This window comes from Pseudoalteromonas phenolica (genome assembly GCF_044788725.1).
Lineage (GTDB): Bacteria > Pseudomonadota > Gammaproteobacteria > Enterobacterales > Alteromonadaceae > Pseudoalteromonas > Pseudoalteromonas phenolica_C.
In genome coordinates this window covers 865,678-888,053 of record NZ_CP173161.1, presented here as the reverse complement: position 1 = coordinate 888,053, position 22,376 = coordinate 865,678, and the positions used below count along the sequence as shown (strand labels likewise).

Annotated in this window: 20 protein-coding genes and 5 tRNA genes; 11 read left to right on the top strand and 14 right to left on the bottom strand. The window is 39.8% G+C overall.

Annotated elements, in window-relative coordinates:
* Positions 1–4: 4 nt before the first annotated feature.
* From clpP to ACH784_RS04185, 7 genes are all read right to left on the bottom strand, one after another.
* Positions 5–622 (bottom strand): ATP-dependent Clp endopeptidase proteolytic subunit ClpP, encoded by a 618-nt coding sequence (clpP, locus tag ACH784_RS04215; RefSeq protein ID WP_058030725.1) that lies wholly within the window; start codon positions 620–622, stop codon positions 5–7.
* 144 nt (positions 623–766) lie between these two features.
* Positions 767–2,071, bottom strand: coding sequence for a trigger factor (gene tig / locus ACH784_RS04210; protein ID WP_404393761.1), 1,305 nt, complete (start codon positions 2,069–2,071; stop codon positions 767–769).
* A 255-nt stretch (positions 2,072–2,326) separates the two neighbouring features.
* Positions 2,327–2,403: transfer RNA gene (locus ACH784_RS04205), tRNA-Pro, on the bottom strand.
* A gap of 22 nt (positions 2,404–2,425) precedes the next feature.
* A tRNA-Pro gene (locus tag ACH784_RS04200) sits at positions 2,426–2,502 on the bottom strand.
* Between the two features lie 17 nt (positions 2,503–2,519).
* A tRNA-His gene (locus tag ACH784_RS04195) sits at positions 2,520–2,595 on the bottom strand.
* A 25-nt stretch (positions 2,596–2,620) separates the two neighbouring features.
* Positions 2,621–2,697: transfer RNA gene (locus ACH784_RS04190), tRNA-Arg, on the bottom strand.
* Positions 2,698–2,742: 45 nt separating this feature from the next.
* Positions 2,743–2,819: transfer RNA gene (locus ACH784_RS04185), tRNA-Pro, on the bottom strand.
* A gap of 351 nt (positions 2,820–3,170) precedes the next feature.
* Here ACH784_RS04185 and folD point away from each other — a divergent pair.
* Positions 3,171–4,025, top strand: coding sequence for a bifunctional methylenetetrahydrofolate dehydrogenase/methenyltetrahydrofolate cyclohydrolase FolD (gene folD / locus ACH784_RS04180; RefSeq protein WP_404393760.1), 855 nt, complete (start codon positions 3,171–3,173; stop codon positions 4,023–4,025).
* 58 nt (positions 4,026–4,083) lie between these two features.
* Here the strand turns inward: folD and aroC are convergent, their stop codons facing one another.
* Together aroC and prmB are read right to left on the bottom strand one after the other, a co-directional pair.
* A complete protein-coding gene (aroC, locus tag ACH784_RS04175; RefSeq protein ID WP_404393759.1) occupies positions 4,084–5,187 on the bottom strand; it encodes a chorismate synthase in 1,104 nt (367 codons plus the stop codon).
* A gap of 50 nt (positions 5,188–5,237) precedes the next feature.
* A complete protein-coding gene (prmB, locus tag ACH784_RS04170) occupies positions 5,238–6,173 on the bottom strand; it encodes a 50S ribosomal protein L3 N(5)-glutamine methyltransferase (RefSeq protein WP_404393758.1) in 936 nt (311 codons plus the stop codon).
* 89 nt (positions 6,174–6,262) lie between these two features.
* Here prmB and smrB point away from each other — a divergent pair, with 89 nt between their 5' ends.
* From smrB to ACH784_RS04155, 3 genes are all read left to right on the top strand, one after another.
* The gene (gene smrB, locus ACH784_RS04165) at positions 6,263–6,817 is read left to right on the top strand and encodes an endonuclease SmrB (RefSeq protein ID WP_058030729.1); all 555 of its coding nucleotides are present in this window, start codon (positions 6,263–6,265) and stop codon (positions 6,815–6,817) included.
* A gap of 94 nt (positions 6,818–6,911) precedes the next feature.
* Positions 6,912–7,712, top strand: coding sequence for a response regulator (locus tag ACH784_RS04160; RefSeq protein WP_138484071.1), 801 nt, complete (start codon positions 6,912–6,914; stop codon positions 7,710–7,712).
* Positions 7,713–7,886: 174 nt separating this feature from the next.
* Complete coding sequence (locus ACH784_RS04155; RefSeq protein ID WP_404393757.1) at positions 7,887–8,126, top strand: hypothetical protein; 240 nt, start codon at positions 7,887–7,889, stop codon at positions 8,124–8,126.
* A 212-nt stretch (positions 8,127–8,338) separates the two neighbouring features.
* On the opposite strand, the gene ACH784_RS04150 is transcribed toward ACH784_RS04155, so the two are convergent.
* Together ACH784_RS04150 and fadR are read right to left on the bottom strand one after the other, a co-directional pair.
* Positions 8,339–8,944 (bottom strand): peroxiredoxin C, encoded by a 606-nt coding sequence (locus ACH784_RS04150; RefSeq protein ID WP_404393756.1) that lies wholly within the window; start codon positions 8,942–8,944, stop codon positions 8,339–8,341.
* 237 nt (positions 8,945–9,181) lie between these two features.
* Positions 9,182–9,895: a fatty acid metabolism transcriptional regulator FadR gene (fadR, locus tag ACH784_RS04145; RefSeq protein ID WP_404393755.1), complete on the bottom strand. Its 714-nt coding sequence runs from the start codon at positions 9,893–9,895 to the stop codon at positions 9,182–9,184.
* Positions 9,896–10,514: 619 nt separating this feature from the next.
* On the opposite strand from fadR, the gene ACH784_RS04140 reads away from it, so the two are divergent.
* The 3 genes from ACH784_RS04140 (at position 10,515) to ACH784_RS04130 (ending at position 13,753) form a co-directional block, all read left to right on the top strand.
* A complete protein-coding gene (locus ACH784_RS04140) occupies positions 10,515–12,392 on the top strand; it encodes a GSCFA domain-containing protein (RefSeq protein WP_404393754.1) in 1,878 nt (625 codons plus the stop codon).
* A gap of 536 nt (positions 12,393–12,928) precedes the next feature.
* Positions 12,929–13,447 carry a disulfide bond formation protein DsbB gene (dsbB, locus tag ACH784_RS04135; RefSeq protein WP_404393753.1) on the top strand — a complete coding sequence of 173 codons (519 nt, stop codon included), beginning with the start codon at positions 12,929–12,931 and terminating at the stop codon, positions 13,445–13,447.
* A 6-nt stretch (positions 13,448–13,453) separates the two neighbouring features.
* On the top strand, positions 13,454–13,753 hold the full coding sequence (locus tag ACH784_RS04130) for a DUF6170 family protein (protein WP_404393752.1): 300 nt from the start codon (positions 13,454–13,456) through the stop codon (positions 13,751–13,753).
* Positions 13,754–13,805: 52 nt separating this feature from the next.
* Here the strand turns inward: ACH784_RS04130 and ACH784_RS04125 are convergent, their stop codons facing one another.
* On the bottom strand, positions 13,806–14,096 hold the full coding sequence (locus ACH784_RS04125; protein ID WP_404393751.1) for a ComEA family DNA-binding protein: 291 nt from the start codon (positions 14,094–14,096) through the stop codon (positions 13,806–13,808).
* 218 nt (positions 14,097–14,314) lie between these two features.
* Between ACH784_RS04125 and ACH784_RS04120 the strand changes: the two genes are divergently transcribed.
* On the top strand, positions 14,315–14,632 hold the full coding sequence (locus ACH784_RS04120) for a YebG family protein (protein WP_404393750.1): 318 nt from the start codon (positions 14,315–14,317) through the stop codon (positions 14,630–14,632).
* Positions 14,633–14,722: 90 nt separating this feature from the next.
* Here the strand turns inward: ACH784_RS04120 and ACH784_RS04115 are convergent, their stop codons facing one another.
* On the bottom strand, positions 14,723–17,602 hold the full coding sequence (locus ACH784_RS04115) for a M16 family metallopeptidase (RefSeq protein WP_404393749.1): 2,880 nt from the start codon (positions 17,600–17,602) through the stop codon (positions 14,723–14,725).
* A 466-nt stretch (positions 17,603–18,068) separates the two neighbouring features.
* On the opposite strand from ACH784_RS04115, the gene ACH784_RS04110 reads away from it, so the two are divergent.
* The 3 genes from ACH784_RS04110 (at position 18,069) to ACH784_RS04100 (ending at position 21,318) form a co-directional block, all read left to right on the top strand.
* Positions 18,069–19,025, top strand: a complete 957-nt coding sequence (locus ACH784_RS04110; RefSeq protein WP_404393748.1) for a methylenetetrahydrofolate reductase — start codon at positions 18,069–18,071, stop codon at positions 19,023–19,025.
* Between the two features lie 362 nt (positions 19,026–19,387).
* The gene (locus ACH784_RS04105) at positions 19,388–19,702 is read left to right on the top strand and encodes a hypothetical protein (protein WP_404393747.1); all 315 of its coding nucleotides are present in this window, start codon (positions 19,388–19,390) and stop codon (positions 19,700–19,702) included.
* Positions 19,699–21,318 carry a PepSY-associated TM helix domain-containing protein gene (locus ACH784_RS04100; protein ID WP_404393746.1) on the top strand — a complete coding sequence of 540 codons (1,620 nt, stop codon included), beginning with the start codon at positions 19,699–19,701 and terminating at the stop codon, positions 21,316–21,318. Before ACH784_RS04105 ends, ACH784_RS04100 begins: the two co-directional genes overlap by 4 nt.
* A gap of 85 nt (positions 21,319–21,403) precedes the next feature.
* Here ACH784_RS04100 and ACH784_RS04095 read toward each other — a convergent pair whose 3' ends face one another.
* Positions 21,404–22,243, bottom strand: a complete 840-nt coding sequence (locus tag ACH784_RS04095; RefSeq protein ID WP_404393745.1) for an HDOD domain-containing protein — start codon at positions 22,241–22,243, stop codon at positions 21,404–21,406.
* Positions 22,244–22,376 lie beyond the last annotated feature (133 nt).

The following is a 22,376-nucleotide window of genomic DNA, read 5'->3' as shown; positions in this document are numbered from 1 at the left end:
TAACTTATTTTAAATCTCTGCGAGTATGAACTGCATCGATTAAACCATACTCTAATGCCTGCTCTGCAGTCATAAAGTTATCACGGTCTGTGTCATGAGCTACTTTTTCGTATTCTTGGCCTGTGTGATCAGCCATTAAACGGTTTAGTTTTTCTTTGATTGATAAAATTTCTTTTGCATGAATTTCAAAGTCAGACGCCTGACCTTGGAAGCCACCTAATGGTTGGTGGATCATCACGCGAGAGTTAGGTAAGCAATAGCGTTTACCCTTTGCACCACCAGATAGTAAGAATGCACCCATGCTCGCTGCTTGGCCAACACATACCGTGCTTACATCCGGTTTGATGAAATTCATAGTGTCATAAATAGACATACCCGCCGTTACCGAACCGCCTGGCGAGTTAATGTATAAATAGATGTCTTTATCAGGACTTTCAGATTCTAAGAATAATAGTTGCGCCACAATAAGGTTTGCCATGTGGTCTTCAACTTGTCCAGTTAAGAAAATAATACGTTCTTTTAAAAGACGTGAATAAATGTCAAAAGAGCGTTCACCTTTCGCTGTTTGCTCAACAACCATAGGGACTAATGCATTAAGTGGATCAAACATACCATCATTCATTGTTATTCATTCCTTAGGAGCCGCCAAAATCTCTGGCGCTGCGTTTTGCGGATATTTTACCTACAGAAAGTAAAATGGCTCGGATCCTCAAAAAGAGTATCACGAGCCATTAAATCGTTAGCAAAGCTTTAAGTCAATGACTTATTAAGCACCTTGCTGTGGATTCATGATGTCGTCGAATGCTTTTTCAACGTCAGTCACTGCAGCTTTTGCAAGAATCGCTTCAACAGCTTGTTCTTCCATTGCTACGTTACGCATTTGCTGCATCATTTGATCATTTGCTTTGTAGTATGCAACTACTTCGCTTGGATCTTCGTATGCAGAAGCAACTGATGCGATTAGCTCTTCAACTTTAGCGTCATCAACTTTGATGTCGTTTGACTTGATCACTTCACCTAGAAGTAGACCAGTCTTAACGCGAGTTACTGCTTGCTCGTGGAAAAGCTCAGCTGGTAGCTCAGGCATGTTTTGCGCGTTGCCGCCAAAACGTTGTGCCGCTTGTTGACGAAGCGCGTCGATTTCTTGGTCGATAAGTGACTTAGGCACTTCAACTTCGTTAGTCTCTAAAAGACCTTTGATAGCTTGGTCTTTTACGTTCGCTTTAACTGCTTGAGTTAGCTCACGAGACATGTTCTTTTTAACTTCTTCTTTAAGTGCGTCAACGCCACCCTCAGCAACACCAAACTTAGTTGCGAATTCGTCGTTTAGCTCAGGAAGTTCTTGAACTTCTACTTTCTTCACAGTGATAGTGAATTGAGCAGGCTTACCTTTTAGGTTTTCAGCGTGGTACTCTTCAGGGAAAGTTACATCAGCAACAACTTCTTCACCTGCTTTTTTACCAACGATACCATCTTCGAAACCAGGGATCATGCGACCTTGACCTAGTTCTAGAGGGAAGTCTTCAGCTTTACCGCCTTCGAACTCTTCACCGTCAACAGTACCTAGGAAATCAACTGTTACACGGTCGTTTTCGCCAGCAGCTGCATCGCTTTCAGTCCAAGTAGCGTGTTGCTTACGAAGTGTTTCTAGCATGTTAGCTAGGTCTTCGTCAGTCACATCAACAACTGGCTTTTCAACAGCGATTTTCTCAAGGTCTTTTAATTCAACTTCTGGGTAAACTTCAAAAGTTGCTTCGAATACTAGCTCTTTGCCTTCTTCTAAAGACTTAGGTGCGAACGCAGGTGCGCCAGCTGGATTTAGCTTTTCAGAAACAATTGCTTCGATGTAGTTGCGTTGCATGATATCGCCAGCAACTTCTTGACGTACAGCTGCACCGTAACGCTTAGCGATTACTTTTACTGGTACCTTACCTGGACGGAAACCATCGATACGCTGAGTTCTAGACAGTTGTTGTAAGCGTTTTTTAACTTCAGTCTCAACGTTCTCTGCAGGAACGGTGATAGTCAGACGGCGCTCAAGGCCTTGAGTCGTCTCAACAGAAACTTGCATGATTTACCTCAATCTTCATTTTTGGCGCCAATGCGCCTTCCTTAGAAACAAGTTGCACTAATTAGCTTAGTTAAAAACGCAATACGTGTATTTAACCCTATTAGACAATCTTGTTGCCTGCCCTACTGGGCGCTATGTTAAACAATAGACGCGGCATTATAACCGATTCATTGCTGTAGTCGAGCTATGAAGGTAAATAAATGGTGAATAACAGACTGAGTGATTAAAAGATGACTAAAAAGAGAGAAGATAAGGTGGTCGGCGATGCAGGATTTGAACCTGCGACCCCTTGGACCCAAACCAAGTGCGCTACCAAACTGCGCTAATCGCCGACAATATATATTTTTAGAGAAGTGGTCGGCGATGCAGGATTTGAACCTGCGACCCCTTGGACCCAAACCAAGTGCGCTACCAAACTGCGCTAATCGCCGATAAAAGAGTATGTAGATGGGGCGACTGATGGGGCTCGAACCCACGACAACCGGAATCACAATCCAGGGCTCTACCAACTGAGCTACAGCCGCCACTACATAGGGACTAAAATAAGAATGGCGCACCCTGAAGGATTCGAACCTTCGACCGACGCCTTAGAAGGGCGTTGCTCTATCCAGCTGAGCTAAGGGCGCAAACTCGAAGTAAACATCATAATGCTACTTTTCTTATTTTAAAAGTGGTCGGCGATGCAGGATTTGAACCTGCGACCCCTTGGACCCAAACCAAGTGCGCTACCAAACTGCGCTAATCGCCGATACTTTTTTGTTATCTCGGAGTCTCCTCGTTGACAACGGGGTGCATAATAGTGATTTGACCGATTGAGGTCAAACATTTTTTTTAGAAAATATTTCAACTGCCTATTTTTACTTCAAAATGATGAATATTTAGCAAGAAATGATGAAAAACAAACAGTTTTCAGTAATTTTTACTTTGTGTATAAAACTATATATTACTATAAAGATGATTCTTACCTTGGCGAATTAAGGCATTTCTGAGAAAATACGCACTTAGTGTTGCAATCGAGTGATTGTGACTAGATACAAAGTAACCCCATAAATACACTTTGTATGATTCGTTCAAGTTTATAACCCCAATAAGGTCAATCATGACGGCAAACATAATTGATGGAAAGGCAATCGCCAAACAAGTTCGTACTAATGTTGCACAGCGTGTTGCTGAGCGAGTAGAACAAGGTTTGAGAGCGCCTGGTCTTGCAGTAGTTTTAGTGGGCCAAGATCCTGCTAGCCAAGTTTACGTAGGTTCAAAACGTAAAGCCTGTGAAGAAGTGGGTTTTGTCTCTAAATCTTACGATTTACCAGGCGACACCACAGAAACAGAACTACTTGAATTAGTAGACACGCTAAATAATGATCCAGAAGTTGATGGTATTCTGGTGCAATTACCTCTGCCTGAAGGATTAGATGCAGAAAAAGTACTTGAACGTATTACACCGCATAAAGATGTTGATGGCTTCCACCCTTATAATGTTGGTCGCTTAGCGCAACGTATGCCGGCACTTCGCCCATGTACACCAAAAGGCATCATCACTTTGCTCGATTCAACGGGCGTAAGATATAAAGGTATGCATGCTGTTGTGGTTGGCGCTTCAAATATCGTTGGCCGTCCAATGGCACTAGAACTATTACTTGCTGGTTGTACTACGACGGTTTGCCACAAATTCACGCAAGATCTAGAAGCACACGTTCGTCGCGCAGACTTACTTGTTGTTGCAGTCGGTAAGCCAGAATTTATTCCAGGTGACTGGGTTAAAGAAGGTGCTATCGTAATAGATGTAGGTATTAACCGTTTAGAGTCTGGCAAACTAGTCGGTGATGTGCAGTACGGCATTGCTGAAGAAAAAGCCAGCTTTATTACACCAGTACCTGGTGGTGTCGGCCCTATGACTGTCGCAAGCTTAATCGAAAATACCCTTGAAGCCTGCGAAAAATACAACAGCTAAACGCTGTTACCCTTAAAAAAACGCCACTTTTTAGTGGCGTTTTTTGTTTCTGCAAATCTTATACAGGTTTCTGAGCTGGAATTGGTCCATGCTCAAGATTGACATGCGGGTTTTGGCCTCGCTGTCTTAATAAATGATCCATTAAAGTAATGGCTAACATGGCTTCTGCAATTGGAATAGCACGAATGCCCACACACGGGTCGTGACGACCCTTAGTGATCATCTCTACAGACTCATTTTGTGTGTTAATACTTTGCCCCGGTATGGTAATACTCGAGGTTGGCTTTAATGCAATCGATGCGACAATATCTTGCCCCGTTGAAATACCGGCTAATACGCCACCTGCGTGGTTGCTAGTAAAACCTTCTGGTGTTAATTCATCGCGATGCTCTGAGCCTTTTTGCTCTATCACATCAAAACCATCACCAATCTCGACGCCTTTTACTGCGTTAATGCTCATTAATGAATGGGCAATTTCTGCATCTAGTCGGTCGAATACAGGCTCGCCTAACCCAACTGGCACATTTTTCGCGACTACAGTCACTTTCGCACCAATAGAGTCGCCCTGCTTTTTCAAATCGCGCATGTATTCATCTAGCGACTCTAATTTTGTGTCATCTGGAAAAAAGAATGGGTTTGTTTCAACCACTGACCAATCAAACTTTTCAGCTTTGATAGGACCCAATTGTGACAAGCAAGCATTGATCTCAATACCATGAAATTGCTTTAGGTACTTTTTGGCAATGGCACCTGCAGCAACACGGATCGCGGTTTCACGCGCTGAAGAGCGACCGCCCCCACGATAATCACGGTGACCATATTTATGCCAATACGTGTAGTCACCATGACCAGGACGAAATACTTCAGCAATTTTACTGTAGTCTTTCGAACGTTGATCGGTATTTTCAATTAACAAACCAATGCTCGTTCCTGTCGTTTTACCTTCAAAAACGCCCGATAAAATTTTAATTTCATCACCTTCACGTCTTTGCGTGGTATAACGACTTTGACCTGGTTTACGTCGGTCTAAGTCGAACTGCATATCCGCTTCTGTTAATTCTAGTCCTGCGGGCACGCCATCAACAACGCCCCCCAATGCAACCCCATGGCTCTCGCCAAAGGTACTGACCTTAAAAAGTTGGCCAATGCTATTACCTGCCATTATTCACCCTCATTCCAAATGACATTTAAAAAACTGATTAACAATTATATTTAATCAGCAAAATACTCGACGAGTTGTTGTTTAGAGATCATAAACACGCCTAACCCGCCATGTTCAAACTCTAACCATGTAAATGGCGCGTTTGGATATAGTGCATCCATATGTACCATAGAGTTACCTACTTCAACAAATAACAAACCGTTATCAGTTAGATGTTCCGCCGCTTCTTGCAAGATAACACGAGTTACATCTAAGCCATCTTCGCCTGACGCTAAACCTAACTCTGGCTCATGGTGGAACTCTTCTGGTAAATCAGACATATCTTCGGCATCTACATACGGCGGGTTTGCAACGATTAGGTCATACTTTTGACCCGGTACACCACTGAATACATCAGATTGGATTGCAAACACCTGCTCTTGCATCATATGCTCAGTAATATTGATATCTGCCACTTCTAGAGCATCAAAAGAGATATCAACCGCATCCACTTGCGCATGCTCAAACGCTTTTGCCAATGCAATCGCAATACATGCAGAGCCAGTACACATATCTAGAATACGCGTTACTTTTTCAGGCTCTGTGACCCAAGGTGCAAATTGCTTTTTGATCATTTCAGCAAATGGCGAACGTGGAACAAGTACACGCTCATCCACATAAAACGGCAGACCTGCAAACCACGCTTGATTAGTTAGATATGGCACCGGCGTTCTGTCATTTACACGGGCTAAGATATAACCCATTAAATGCTGCTTTTCGCTACTGGTTAAACGCGCATTTAATAACTCTTTTGGCGTGTCTAGTGGCAAGTTTAAAACAGGTAACACAAGGCTGACTGCTTCATCCCAGGCATTGTCGGTGCCATGACCGTAAAACAGCCCATTATTCACAAACTGCGTCGTTGTCCAACGTAACCAGTCTTGAATCGTGAATAGTTCAGAACACGCTTCTTGCGCCAACTCATCTGTAATTTGTAACTCTGTCATACGGTACTCAATAATTTGACAATAATTCTGCTGCCATTGTAGCCGTTTTTCAGCTAGGTTTTTATGCTTTTTTTATTTAGAATGCGCCAATGAACAAAGATAAATCACACATAAGCATGCAAGACGACGACATAGACCTATTTCGTCAGTCAATTTCTGGTGCCACAAAGATAAAGCAAGATACCGTGCAATTTAAACGTGATAACACCCCGTTTAAAGGCAAAATTGTTGCTGAGCAAACTAAGCAGCACAAAGCAGAGTTTTATTTTTCTGACGAATATATCCCAGATATCGACACCCATGGCACAGTAAATTATGTGCGTGAAGGCGCTGATAAATTCTTAGCTAAACAATTACGACGTGGCGATATTGCGCCTGAGTTAATTTTAGATTTACACGGCTTAAGCAAAGACAGTGCAAAAGAAGAGCTTGCAGCTTTGATCCATGCCTGTAAAAAGCAGCATCATTATTGCGCCTGTGTTGTACACGGTATTGGTGAGCATATCCTCAGACATAAAGTGCCACAATATTTGGTTCAACACCCAGATATTTTAGCAATGCACCAAGCACCACTAGAGTATGGTGGTAAAGGTGCGGTATTGATTTTAATTGATATTCCAGAATCTGATATCTACAGACGCTGATTTACTCTTTAAAAAGTCATTTCAAACTAGCTAATAGGATGTTAATTGGTTACATTAACGTCCTTATTTTGGTTAATTGAAAGTAGTACTAATCATGAATGAGCTTCTCAGTGCAGATCTTGCTATCCTGCTTGTTGAGCCCTCAGCAACACAAAGAAAAATTATTGCAAAAGAGCTTGAATCTGAAGGCGTAACGAATATCGACTTTGCAGATACCGTAGACTCTGCAAAAAGCTTTTTAGAGAAACATAAGCCAGACCTAGTCATCTCAAGCCTACATTTGAGTGATGGCAGTGCCCTTGATATTCAACAGTATATTGCTGAAGTCCAACCCGAACAGCCAATCCCTTTTATGTTGGTTTCAAGTGAAACTCGCAAAGCCCAGCTTGAAGCATTTAAGCAATCTGGTGTAGTAGCGATCTTGCCTAAGCCTTTTACTAAGGTGCACCTTGGTCGCGCACTCAATGCAACCTTAGACTTACTTTCTCCGCAAGAGCTAGAGCTTGAACTATACGATGTGCAAGATTTGCGTATTCTTATTGTTGATGACTCACGACTGGCTAGAAATCATATTCGTCGTGTGCTAACTAATTTGGGTGCAAGCCGTTTTACTGAAGCTGAAGATGGTGAACAAGCGATCAACTTCTTAAATGAACAGATGTTTGACCTCATTGTCACAGACTTTAATATGCCAAATGTGAATGGCCAAGAATTAGCTGAGCATATTCGTAACTCAGGTGAGCACTCTCATATTCCAATCTTAATGGTGACATCTGAAGCCAATGACACCCACCTTGCAAACGTTGCACAATCTGGTGTTAACGCATTATGCGACAAACCTTTTGAACCTGAAGTAGTTAAGCAGTTACTGCACTCAATTTTAGAGCAAGATTAACTAAAATTTAGTTTTTTTTACCATTTTATGTTGGTGAAAATAATCAACCATTATTTTCACCAATCTTCCTCGAAAATAAAACCAAATAAAAACATACACTTAAAATATTTTTATCGATTGGCACAACCTTTGTAATAGTTATTGCGACTAACTAATCATACAAAGGAGAACGTCATGAACTCACTAGTTAAAGCAACATTAATCAGCACCGTATTATTCACAGCCTCTTCAGTACAGGCTAATGAAAACCCGATTACAGCTGAAATCAGTAATCTGATCTCTAATGCAATTAGCGTAAGCATTAAAGAAGTGAAGCAAAATACACTCGAATCAGTCGCGAAAACGTTAAAGCTAGAATCAGACAAGCAAGGTAAGAAAGAAGCTAAAAAAGACAAGGAAGAAAACAATGGCTAATGAATTAACGCTAGTGAGCCTGTTGGCAACCCCAGTGATCAGCCTGTTTGCCGTCTATTTAAGTGTTGAACTATTCAAACGCGTTGGTCAGTTAAATTTATGGGGGTAAGTAAATGACTTACACACTTTACTCCCGAAGAACACCATTTCACTATTTTTCGCAGGCACAAAAAAGCCCGCAACCGCGGGCTTTTAAAAACTCAAGGGCTAAATTATAGCTCGCCTTCGTTCTCAGCTAAGAACTTAGCAACACCTTCAGGGCTTGCGTCCATACCTGATTTACCTTCAGTCCAACCTGCTGGACATACTTCACCGTGCTCTTCGTGGAACGCTAGTGCGTCAACCATGCGAAGCATTTCGTCGATGTTACGACCTAGAGGAAGATCGTTAACTACTTGGTGACGTACGTTACCTTCAGCGTCGATTAGGAAGGAACCACGGAAAGCAACACCTGCTTCTGGGTGCTCAACGTCGTATGCTTGACAGATTTCGTGCTTAACGTCAGCAACTAAGTCGTATTTAACTGGACCAATACCACCTTCGTTTACTGGTGTGTTACGCCATGCGTTGTGTGAGAATTGAGAATCGATCGAAACACCGATAACTTCAACACCACGCTTTTGGAACTCTTCGTAACGCTTGTCGAAAGCAATTAGCTCTGAAGGACAAACGAAAGTGAAGTCTAGTGGGTAAAAGAATACAACCGCTTTTTTACCTTTAATACGCTCGTGTAGGTTGTAACCTTCAACGATCTCACCGTTACCTAATACTGCTGCTGCTGTAAAGTCAGGTGCCTTGCGGCCTACTAATACACCCATGGTTTTCTCCAATTAGTTAGGGTTATATCCAATGCAAAATGACAATATCAATTTGCTTTGACACTTATTATTGAGGCTAGTTATAAAAAAACAACCCCAATTAAAAATTTTCACAAGTTTATGGGGACGCTTAAAAAATTGAAAATCAAATAAACCGATGGCACCCATCTATTTTTTTGATGGGTAGAAACTCAGGCATAAAAAAAGCCCCTAAGGGCTTTTTTCAATATATTAAATTTAGTCCATAATATCTGACGGCATATCACCACGGATCTGCTGCCAAATTTCACCACTTTGATGACCATACTTTCTTAATAAAGAAATTGAACCATCGTGGTCGCCTTTTTCAGCCAACTCAATAAGGTCTAAATAAAATTGCTTTGCCAATGCACGAGTACGAGGGTCTGAGAAATAGTGACCACCGATTTTAGAGTAAAGACCTTTAAAACCATTAAGTACTAGCACATAAATACGGTTATTGCCCGCAAGTGCTAATTGATGATGAACTTGATAGTCAAAGTCAGCAAACGCCTGCGCGTTGTCTTCTAACTCTTTGCTTTTCTCAAGCACCTCAATCACAGTTTGTGGATTTACTTTAATTGCAGCACGGGTATAAATTGCGCTGATGTTGGTACGTGCAGATAAAAGCTGATCAGTCAGTTCTGGCATTTTATCTTCGTCAAGACGCGCTAGCGTTTCAAGAATATTTAAACCTGATGTTTCCCAAAAGTTATTCACACGGGTCGGTTTACCATGTTGAATTGTCAACCAGCCATCACGCGCTAAACGTTGTAATACTTCACGTAACGTTGTACGTGTTACGCCAATCAGCTCAGAGAGTTCTCTTTCAGCTGGTAAAATTGAACCTGGTGGAAACTCACCATTCCAAATTGATTCAACAATATATTCCTCAGCAAATCCCGCTGGGCTTTTAGCTTTAAAAATTCTCATCTAACACCGCTTTTTCTTGGCAACTGCAATTTAATCCACTGATTGTACCAGATGCTTTGCAACTAACAAGTAAAGAAATTAAAGTCATTAATTTGGGGATTTTTACTTAAATTAAGATCTTTGATCTGGTTAGTTAATGAATAAATAATAGCGCTCAAAAGTGCTTTTTTGCATAAGTATTTAAAATAGTACTGCAGTGACTATCAGCATGAATCACCGATAAAAAAAACAAAAAAACATGTATATAAAGCGAACAATTTAGTTAAATAAAAACTCTAGCTTCATTGCTACTAAACTACTTGTTCTAATCTATTGTTCATCCAAAAGCGTTCTCTGAAAACGATTTTTGAATATCTAATATATTTCCTATGACAGCACACCCTATCCATATCAATCAACTGAAGTAATGGATATATGTTTTATTAAGTAATAGTCTTAAGTGCAGTATAACTATACATAGAGTAAAAACATGCAATATTTGGACTGCAATGAGTTATTAAATAAGCTTCATGAAACCAGTAAAAAGCAATTTGCTAGAGGTCATTTAGCAAGACGTAGCGCTTTAAGTGAAACTGCTTCTGTTTGGCTGAGTGACTTAGTAGATATTGGCCTATGCAAAGTGTTTGCTGAACAACTAGACAAAGAGCCCGCGGCTTTTAAGCAACCTCTTTTAATCGACAAACTAATAGACGTTACTGTTACAGAGGAGTTAGATAAACATCTAATTTCTTACTTTCAGAGTGAATATGCGATTGTAAGCTGCTGCGTTTACAAAGAATATGACGAAAGCGCCTTAAAGTGGAACTTCCATCATACATCTAATAAGCAACTAACACTTAGGCTTTATCTTCAAAGTGACCACAGTGCAAATGACCATGGAAGTTTATTAGATGCCAAAAATACAGCAAGAATAAAAGCTACAACTAACTCCGATGGCGAACTTGGAGCACAATTTGAAACTCTTTGTCAGAATAACGCTATTGATCTTGAACAAAGTATCATACCCCATATCAAAGTTGGCTCAGGGTTATTATACAATCCAACGGAATCAGCTTTTAAGGGCTCTAGTCAAGCCAAACATGCCTTTTTAGAAATTTGCTTCATACCATCTCCATATCATTATAAATACGTTAAACAGAGCCTCTCTGCCATTAGCTCTAAAAACAAGGCTCTAACGGACGTCGCGTCAAAGTTAATAGATGACTGTGATAACAAAATACACAAAATAGATGCTTTGACTTTATTTCCACCAACAAGCCAAATCACCTCTTTGCAGCAGTTAAGAGTGCTTTTAAGCAGCATTTTTCCTGATAATGACTTTGCATGGCATATGTTTACGCAATTTATCGCTTTGGACCCTGATTTGAAAGAGCTCAATAATCTTGGAGCACTTGTAAATACATTGAAGTCGTCATTTCAAAACAGCATTGATTGGTCACTTGATAGTCGCCTCGGCACAGAAAATATAAACAACTTAATGCAATTAGCGCAATTTGAGCAACGGTTTGACAATAGTACAACGCGCTATTCTAAAACAGGAAAACCAAAACCTAGTGCTATTTTTTGGCCTAATCCAAACCCGCGAAAAGAGGATAATCGCGAGCCTCTATCTCGATTTGAACAGCTTCCCTTTGTAAAGCGCTACCCAATCGTTAATAAAACAACACCTATTGGCTCTGCTGGAAGTTGTTTTGCTCAAGAAATAGCTAAAGTTTTCCAAGAGGAAGGGTACAATTATATTATAGAAGAAAGAAATGATGATCCTTCTGCTGGCATGATTGTAGATAACTATAAGATTGGAGATAAGCACGCAATTGCTTGTGCAAATTATGGCATTTTATTTAATACCCCAAGCTTTAGACAACTAGCTGAAAGAGCATTCGCAACTAAACCAACTCAGCAGATTTTGTTTCAACGAGATGATGGCTTGTGGTTAGACCCTTACAGGGAAAATGTAGGGTTTTATAACCAGCAAGCATACAAAAATGATTATCAAAACCATTTAGATGCTACACGCCGAGCACTTGAAAAATGTGAAGTTTTTATCATCACATTAGGACTAAATGAATGCTGGGAGCTTTACGATGGTTCCGTCTTATCAAGAAACCCACAGAAGCAAATATACGCGCTTGTGAAACATAAAACTCTTACCACCCAAGAAAATATCGATAATATTCAAGCTTTCTTTGATACAGTAAAGAAATACAACCCTAACTTTAAACTCATTATTACAGTATCTCCGATCCCATTTTTAGCTACTGGGCATGGTGAAGAACAACATGTGATCACTGCAAATACACATTCAAAATCGGTATTACGTGTCGCAGCACACGAACTAGTTGAGAATAATGATGATATGTATTATTTACCGAGTTACGAACTAGTCACTCAATGCATAAAAGATCCCTGGCAAGAAGATGACCGTCATGTGACCGTTGATACTGTAAAGCAAGTAGTAAACCTATTTAAGGAAATATTTGTCGAAGAATTTGACTAATCCAATTATAAGTTGAGTTCATATCGATTTATGTCTTAAGTTACTTCAAAGGGTTTGTATTTTTGCTGCCTTTATAAAAATACAAACCCCATTCAACTCAAAATTAAACAATCTAACTTTATCACTTGAGTGAAGTAAAAGTATAAAGCCCCCATGATTAAACCAAATTTTAACCATAGAAATACACATCAAATCAAATCAAATCAAATCAAATCAAATCAAATCAAATCAAATCAAATCAAATCAAATCAAATCAAATCAAAACATACAAAAAAGAGACAAGTTATTACGCCACTAAGTTATGCTAGAAGGACCTGTCTAAAACTCTTAAACGAAATAGCAATCACCAAATCTTAATTAAGCAAATATTCAGTAAAAATCAGTAACTGACGTTAATAGTTGCAGCTTCAAACTGCTGTCAGCATAATACTGACATCGTCACTCGCTAAAACGTACTTTAGGCCAACAAATTATTGAACCTATCGCCCTAGTGAGCCATCAAAGAAACAGATTTAATATAACAATAAGAGTATTTTATGAACTGGTTAAGCACCCTTCCTACCTCTAAAAAGGCATGGGGCCTTTTGGCTCTTACAGCATTTTTGCTCGAAGTAACCGCTTTATACTTTCAATACGCTATGGGTTTAGAACCTTGTATTATGTGTATTTACCAAAGAACAGCTGTGTTAGGTATTTTAGCCGCAGGCTTAATTGGTTTTATTTCTCCTAATAATAAAGCTCTTCGCATTACTGGGGCTGCAACTTGGGGTGTAAGTAGTATTTGGGGCTACATGTTGGCAAAAGAGCATATAAATATGCAAAATACCACTGATCCTTTTGCCTTTACTTGCGATATTGTTCCTAACTTCCCTGATTTTATGCCACTTCACGAATGGATACCTGCATTTTTCGCTGCGACCGGTGACTGTGGCAATATTGACTGGCAGTTTGTCGGATTAAGCATGCCTGGTTGGATGGAAGTTGTTTTTGGTTTGTACGCAATCAGTTTTTTGCTGGTTGTACCGTTTATTCTTTGGTCATTAGTGAAAAAGTAATTTTTAATGCATTTTAATCTACGTAATATTGAGCAACTGAAACCTTTTAAGCTTCGTGAAAAGCAACAAATAATCGCAATAGCAATTAGTCAGCTAGAAGCCACTGAGAGAGTATTATTAAGCTGCTGTAAACTGGCTATCTTAATGCCTTTCTTTATTTCTTTAGCTTATTTCGAAGGTTGGTATTTATTGCCTCCTTTATTGTTAGCAGGTGTTTTATACCCCTTGCTGACAACACCACTGGAAATTGCATTTACTAAAAGCAAATTAGATGCGGCAATAAACGAGTTTAAAAAACAAAAATAAAATTATAAAAGGGCGTGACCGCCCTTTTTACAACTCGACGATAAATAAGATTCTAAAACTTTACCTTACCTTCTAATTTCGCGACGATGCCTTTTCCGACTCCTTTTACAGCAAGTAATGACTCTAAATCATTAAAAGGACCGTTTTGCTCTCGAAAGCTTAAAATAGCTTTTGCTTTTCCCTTACCAATACTTGGGAGTTTAACAAGCTCATCTAGTGTTGCTTGATTAATATTTACAAGCTGCTCGGTTTGTTCGAATTGTGAAGTTTGCGGTGAAGCTGTTTCAGCTAACACACTTGGGGCTAAAACTAACGTAGTCGCTAGTAAAATTGCTTTAATCATATTTCCCTCCTGGAAAATCCTTTGAAAATTAAAACTAAAGATAGAACTCCTTACCTCTAGTTACTCGATATGAGTAACATTAAATAAAGATGACAATTATATGAAAGTCAAACTTATTTCCTACCCATACAACTAAAGCATTATTCTTCTCTCTATCACTTGCAAAAATTGCCTCAAAAGATTACTGTATAAAAAAACAGTGCAATTGGGAGTGTATCATGGCTGTTGTTGTTAAGTATGTGGTAGAAAGAAATGGAGTCGAGCGCATGACCTTTACCAGCAAAAAAGAGGCTGATGCTTACGACAAAATGCTTGATGTTGCTGAGTCTTTAGAAGAGATGCTAGGTAAAGTGGATGTGCCACTGAGTGAGCAACAAGTTGAGTCATTGGCATTAGAAATGGCGAAACAAAAAGATGACTTTATAAACGTGCTTAAAGGTTCAAAACCAAGTGCGCCAGCAAAAAAGTCAAAGAAAGAAGCTGATACGAATGATAGCGATGCTGATGAGAATGTCACCCCTATCAAACAAGCTTAGTTGTGCTAATTTCGAATTATAAAAAAGCCGCTCAATGAGCGGCTTTTTTGACACTGTCACAATACTAGCTGCGACAGTGAAAATATTTAATTACTCAAATACTTTCTTTACATCTAACACTTCGATGTTTTTCGCAGGAATGTTCAGCTTATAGCTTTCAATTTGCTTGTCTTCATTGATAAGTGCTGCAGGTTTATCTGAGTTATATTTCAGAGGTGAAACCATTTCTTTTGCCAGACGTTTTTGCATGTCTTTACCGTCACCAGTAATAAATACATATTGCACATCATCAGTTTGTAGGTTTTCACGAATAACACGGTTCACATCTTCCACAGTCAGTGATGCAAGTTGTTTACGAACGTACTCAACAAAGCTTTCTGTGTTGTAGAACTCACTATCAAGCGCATAACCTAGTTGACGATCTTGGCTTGCCACTAACTGAGGCACAAAGTTGCTCAAGAAGTTACGTGTGGCATTAAAGTCAGCTTCAGTCATGCCATCTTTAATTAGCTTGTCAAGTTCAAACAAGGCAACACGCGTTGCGAAGTGTGCATCATTGTTCGAACGAAGTGGACGTAACCACACTTGGAAAATTTGCTCTGAACGACCTAGGTTAGCATCTGGCTTAGTTTGGAACATACCACGTGGGAAGTACTCAATATACGCATAGTCACCATAGTTCATACCACGTACCTGACGAATGCGCTGATACAAGAAGCTGTTTGAACTTCTGTGTTCACCAAAGTAAGAACGCACTAACCAAAGTGCTGTCCAATCTTTAGAGCTACGGATTGTGTCGATTGGGAAACCAAATGATACAGCAGTAGATTTAGCATTTTTCTCAACAATCGTCGCATGACGACCTGCTAGTTTAGGCGCATCAGGAATGCTTAAACGCGCTTCATCCCCTTTTGGTAGGCTAGCTAAATCATTTAGCATCTGGGTTTTCACGTCATTATCTAAATCACCCGTAATACCCACGTTTAACTTAGCTTGTGTGAATTGAGATGCATAGAATGCTTTAACGTCGTCAAGTGTTAACGCTTCAAGATCTGACAAGTCACCTAAATTATAACTTTCATAAGGGTGACCTTCGTATAGTTTGTGGTAAAGCACTTCTTTACCAAGCTCTTCGTCATTTGAAGATTTCAAGCCCGCTTTAATACCGTCGATTAGCTCTTTCTTCAGACGTTTAAAATCATCTTCTCTAAAGCCAGGGTTTAACAACTGGTCGCTAACCAATGCATACCACTGCTCTGCATTGTCTTTGTGTACACGGCCACGTAAAGAAATCATTTCTTTATCTAGCTGATAACCAAAGCTACCTGCAATTGGATAAAGTGCTTTTTGAATTTCTTTGTAACTCTTAGTCTGTGAACCGCCGCTTGCGATCATAGCAGCTGTTAATGCTGCGACACCCTTTTTACCTGCCGGATCAGCTGCGGCACCAGTGTAGAATAATAAGTTCACATCAACCAATGGTGAACTATTGGTTTTATCTAATACCTTGAAGTGACGTTCAACAGGCTGGCTCGCTTGTTTAGCAAGTTCTGACACAGACACTTCTTTATCGAAACCAGAAACAGTCTCAAGTGCCGACATAGTCACTGTCGTACGGCCGTTATCAACAAAGTATTTGTTGGCAATGTCGCGAATATCTTCAGCTGTAATGGCATCTGCTGACACATATAACTGGTTGATCACTTCTGGATCACGCTCAAAATGCATGTAGCTTGCAAGCGTTGAGGCAATGGCTTGTGATGAATCTAGGCCATTGATGAAGCTGTATTTAAGGTTTGACTTTAATGCTGCTAACTTATCAGCATCCACCAGCTCAGTGCGTGCTTTAGCGTAGGTTTTTGCAATCGCATCACGAACAGTTGCTAAGTCTTCTTCTTTTTCTACTTTTACAAAGACATGCAATAAACCCGGATCTTTTGTTTCAGGGTTATAAGTAAACATTTGGCTTGCAAGCTGTTTGTCTACCACTAACTCTTGATATAACTCTGAATTTGAAGAAAAATATAGCTGAGAAATTAAATCAAGTGCTGCGCGGTCTTTTTGGTTTGGTTGCCAAGCGGTGCCTTTATAAGACACTAATAACCAGTGACCTGGCATACCTTCAAACTGTTCATGTACATATTTAGGCGTTTGTTGCTTTGGCTCTACCGGAATATCTGCTTGGTAATCGCCTTTTTTCCAATTGCCCCAATGCTTTTTAACCATCTTCATGGTTTCTTGCGGGTCAACATCACCCACAATCACAAGTGAGACATATTCAGGCTTGTAAAAACGCTCGAAGAAAGTTTGACCATATGCCATTTGATCTGGCATGGCTTCAATATCTTCGAAGAACCCCATAGTCGTATGCTTATAAGTATGTTTTTCAAATGCTTCTTTACGAACAGCCGATAACAACTTACGAATTGGACTGGCGTTGTTTTTTAAATACTCGCCTTTAACTGTCAGTGCTTCTGTTCTGAACTGCTCTTCTGAATACTTTAAGTTTTGAAAAATATCGGCCTCAATTTCTAGTACTTTATCTAAGTGCTCTTTTGAGAAGTTGAGGTGATAGTTAGTATAGTCATTTGTTGTATAAGCTCGATTATCTACCCCTGAGTTTTTCAAAATATCTGAATAGATATCTTGCGGGAATTTTTCAGAGCCTTTAAACATCATATGTTCAAAGAAGTGCGCAAAACCGGTTTTACCCGCTTCGATTTCATTGCGAGATCCTACTGATACCGGAATTTGTAGCGATACAACATCAGGGTAATCAGTTTTAACGACCATCACACGAAGACCATTTTCAAGTTCTTCTAGTACATAGTCCTGTGCAAATACTTTGTTCTCTACAGACGCAGATGCAACAGCGGCATTCGCTGTATTGCTTGTCTGTGCATTATTACTCATACAACCTGACAGTGCTAAAGTCACTGCTAGGCTGGTTGCCAAAAGTTTAAATTTCATGTGATTTCCAAATTCAGTTTTTATTTTTCATACCATTCCTCTTAATTAAGCTACTTATTTTGAGATAAAGAAAACTTGTCGATAACACCGCTCACGCATCCTGCTATCGCTGAGGTACCTACTTCCATGTAGGCAAGGCGGAAATTTTTGCTATTTAGTTGTTCTAAATGAGAAATTCCCAACGAAGTTAGCGTCAATTTTAGTCCCTCAAAATGATTGAGTATTATTGAGGATTGGTATCACATATGACATCGCTTCAATTATGCAATAAATTGCTGTGACTCGCTCATTTCCAAGCAAAATTTATGTAAATAAATATATCTGAGCTACTGAATTATCCCTTGCCCCCAAAAACAACATGAGAGAAATTCATAGTGTTTGAATAAGTTTCATGAAAAAAATCTATCTAGACGTCTAAATGGCTGCTATATTTACCTCATCAGCACAACCAATGGGAATGAGGACCATGGCTTTATCATTACAAGAGAAAATTTTGGACCCTAATCAAGGCGTATATTTAATTGGTACTACTCCGCCAAAGATGGGGACTGATGAAGCGCAAGTCAAAACCATTGCACAAAAGTTACTTGGACGTTTACACGAGATTGAATATGACGGTGTTGTGATTTACGACATTCAAGATGAAAGCAGCCGAACTCAAGTTCCGCGCCCTTTTCCATTCAAGCATACTGTAGATCCATGTGAATATAGTCAGCTCGTTAAAGAACTATCGCAACTTGATGTAATTACGTATAAAAGTGTGGCACAACGTGAAGCGAGCGAGTTCAACCAATGGCTTGACAACACCAAAACCCAGCACGGTTTAAAGAATCTAGTACTGGTAGGTAGCCCATCTTCAAATGGCGATGTGAAACTCAGTTTACCTAAAGCATACGAAACAATTGCACAGCACCAAGATGACTTTTTCTTAGGTGGCGTGACCATTGCTGAGCGCCATGCGAATAAACGAAATGAACATGAGCGCTTATTAGAAAAAACAGCACAAGGGTGTGAGTTCTTTATTTCTCAAGCGGTTTACAATGCACAAGCGACGATTGATTTAATCACCAGCTATGCACGCAGCTGTCGCCAACAAGTACTAGAACCTAAGCGTATTATTCTTACTTTTACGCCATGTGGCGGTGAAAAAACACTACAGTTTATGGAATGGTTAGGCATTTCGGTGCCAGAGGCAACTAAATGGCGCATGCTTGACTCGCAAAACCCTTTAAGTGAATCAATCCGTATTTGTCGTGAGAATTTAGATCTGATCATTCAAAGCTGTGCACATTTAAATGTTCCGCTAGGTTTAAACATTGAAAGCCTTACTAACCGTAAAGAAGAAATTGATGCGTCAATTAACTTATACCGTTTATTAAAAGCGACGATGGAGTTAAACCTAGCTGAAAAGCAAATTGCATAACCCCACAACCATCAAACAACATTAATTCTCAGTCGCATTATCATTGATAGTGCGACACTTCTATGTATAATCTGTACCTCTTTTAATATCTCACTATACATGGAGTTAGTAGTGCCATTCGTTTTTCTTACGTTTTTAGCCGCTGGTGTGTCACTCATATATGCTACCAATCGACATCAGCTTACTTTGCAAACCCCCTTACCTCATCAATTCAAATATTTGGGTTTTATATTTTTAGCCATTTCAGCAGTTTGTTCTGCTTTTATTTTCACTGGCGCTGCAATTTTATTTCTTTGGCTGATGCTGTTCATGTTGGCACTGATACTGTTGCCTATTTCTAGTTTGTTATTGAGGAAGAAATAATGAGCCTAGTTTCTCAAAAAATTCAGCCTCAATGGTGGGGTAAAACAGCGGTTGGTGTTTTTCTGGGGTTAGCATTGAGCTATGGCATTGTGGCGTTAATCGTGTGGTTTGGTCCCGACGGTATTAATAGCAACCTCAGCGACCAAAGACTATTCTGGAAAACCCAATTTAACATGTGGATTGTCACACCAATCTGGATGCTCATCGTCAGCTTTATTTATATGTTCAAAACCACCAAGCAAGCATTCATCTACCTATTATCAGCAAACGTTATCATCTACACGATATTTATTGGCTTAAGGAGCATGCTATGAAAATAAGAGCTGATATTGTCCGAACCTATCAAACGCTTCATACATGGACGGGGATAACAACCGGACTACTGCTATTTATTGGCTTCTTTGCAGGTGCATTGGTGATGTTCACTGACACCATAGATCAATGGAGCACGCCGCCAAATAAGCAGTTTGCTCAAGTGAGTGATGGGCAGCATCAAGTACTACTAAACCATATACTTGCTAACGAAGAAAAGGCCATCAATGCCGTTACTCTACACTACTCAGAAAATCACTCTCCCATCACTTGGCATGAAGAAGGTAATGGCCGTGGTGTGAATGTAAATGAACAAGTTTGGCATGCAGGCTTCAATGAAAATGGCGAGATTCAGAAAGAACTTAACCAAGTCAATCATCTGTCAGGTTTACTGGATTACTTACATCAAACGGGCGGTATTTTTGGTGAAATAGGTCACCATTTATTTGGCGGTTATATTCTTGGCATAGCCTCATTTTTGTACTTCATTGCTTTAGTGTCAGGGCTAATCTTTTTATTGCCAACTTTGGTTAAGAGCTTTTTTGCGCTTAGAAAAGACAAGTCAGCAAGCCGGTTTTGGCTCGATAGCCATAATTTAATTGGCGTGAGCAGCCTACCTTTTCATATCGTGATTGCTTTTACTGTGTTCGTGTTTGCATTCCATGACTTTTTGTATGGTGGGCTGTTTGGTGTATATGGAGATAAAAAGCTATTTCCAGAGCCGCAAAAGTCAGAGTATCAATACAATGTCAAAGAGCTTCCAAGCCTAGATGATATCAAGGCCAAGATACAAGCTTATGCCCCAGGCTATCAAATAGAGCGCATTGCATTATCTCGTTTAAATACCACCAGCCCAAGCGCCTCGGTGAATATTACCCACCCAAGAGAAATGATGCGCGGTCCAACGACTGATTTCATTTTTATGCATCCTTATACACTAGAAATCAATGTCAGTAGTATAAAAGGTGGTGATCAGGGTGTTTGGGTCAGTATTGTCTCTTCTTTATTTGCTCTGCACTTCGGGAGTTATGGCGGCACGCTTGGACAATGGGCTTATTTTATTATGGGCTTACTCGGCGCATTGCTGTTTTATACCGGTAACTTATTGTGGATTGAAAAGCGCAGAAAACAAAAGTTAGCAACACAATCTAAGTCAAGCCTAGTCCTGGCTAAACTAACGGTAGGTATTGCACTGGGTTGTATCTGTGCTATCTCACTGGCATTTGCAGTCACAAAGTGGATTAGCTTAACGTCATTAAATGTGAATATTGCTTATCTATGGATTTACTACGTTACTTTCTTTGCGGTAGTCGTCGCTTCATTTATAAAGGGCCCTTCGATTACGGCCATTTATACACTCAAAATCAGCACTATATTTTGCTTAATTATCCCATTGAATTCTATCGTCGCGCTATTAATCCCTCAACTTGGGCTTTGGTATGCAGATAGTTTTACTGAGATTATGCTAGAAATTGTAGCGCTACCATTCGCTTGGTTCTTTTTTGTATGCGCAAACAAAGTAGCAAAAAGAGCTTATAGTGGAGAGAAAAATAGTGTTTGGTACGTGCCCCAAAAAACACTTAACACAACGAGCGAAGAGCTGGCCGTTAGTAGTTAAACCTAATAGTAGCTAAGCAAAAGTCGTACTTACGAAAAAGCCATTCACTCTTGAATGGCTTTTTATTTAATTTAGGGCGGGACAATTAAGCAAACATACTCTTCACATCTTCAAGGGTTGAGATGTACTCATCACTGGTGAACATCTCTAGTGAACGAATAACTCCTTTTTCTTCATACATTTTCAGTGACGCAGCCTTATCAGAAACCTGCAAAATACCCTCTGCAATTGCACCAACGCGAATAAAGTCTACGTAACACACGTGATCAGGTTTATAGTTCGGATTTGACCAACTTTCAGCCACCTCTACAAATTCATCGGTAAAGCCCCACTCGCGCATAATTGCTCCGCCGATTTTACCTGCCAACTTTTGAATGGCATGCGCTAAAAAGCTTGGATTCGCAAATACTTCCGGATGACGTTCAGCCTCAGTCAAGATTGGAAGTACTCCAATATTGAAAACCAAAGATGCCAACGTGATAGTGTCTTTATTTAAAGAGGTGTGCTTATTAACGCGCAAATAGAAATCCATACACGTAATTGCTTGGCAGGCTACCTTTAAGGTTTTTTGCCATGCTTTATCCATGTAAGTTTTGATCAGCTTATTGTTTGAGACAAATAATTGTTCCATCGCCATAGCTGTCGCTATGTTTTTAATTTGTCTTAGACCAATGCGTGTTACTGCTTGGTTTAACGTATTCACTTTCACCGAGCGACCCATAAATGCACTATTAGCCACCTTAATCATGCGCGCGGCAAGCGCTGGGTCTTGTGAGATTACATCTGCCATCTGCATTAAATTTACATCTGGGTCGTCAGCAGCTTGTCTCACTTTCACTGCAATTTCAGGTAGAGTTGGCAACACCAAAGTGTCGTTATTAATCCTATCTATTAGAATCGTTAATAATGCATTTTCTGTAGACATAAGCTAGAGTCCCTCGAGTAACATGTGATACGCACAAACGTATTGTCTTATTTTTATACCATTAGTATTAACTAAGTTAGGGATAAAGTTAACAAATCTATATCAATAAAGTGTTATGCTTTATGAAAAATAT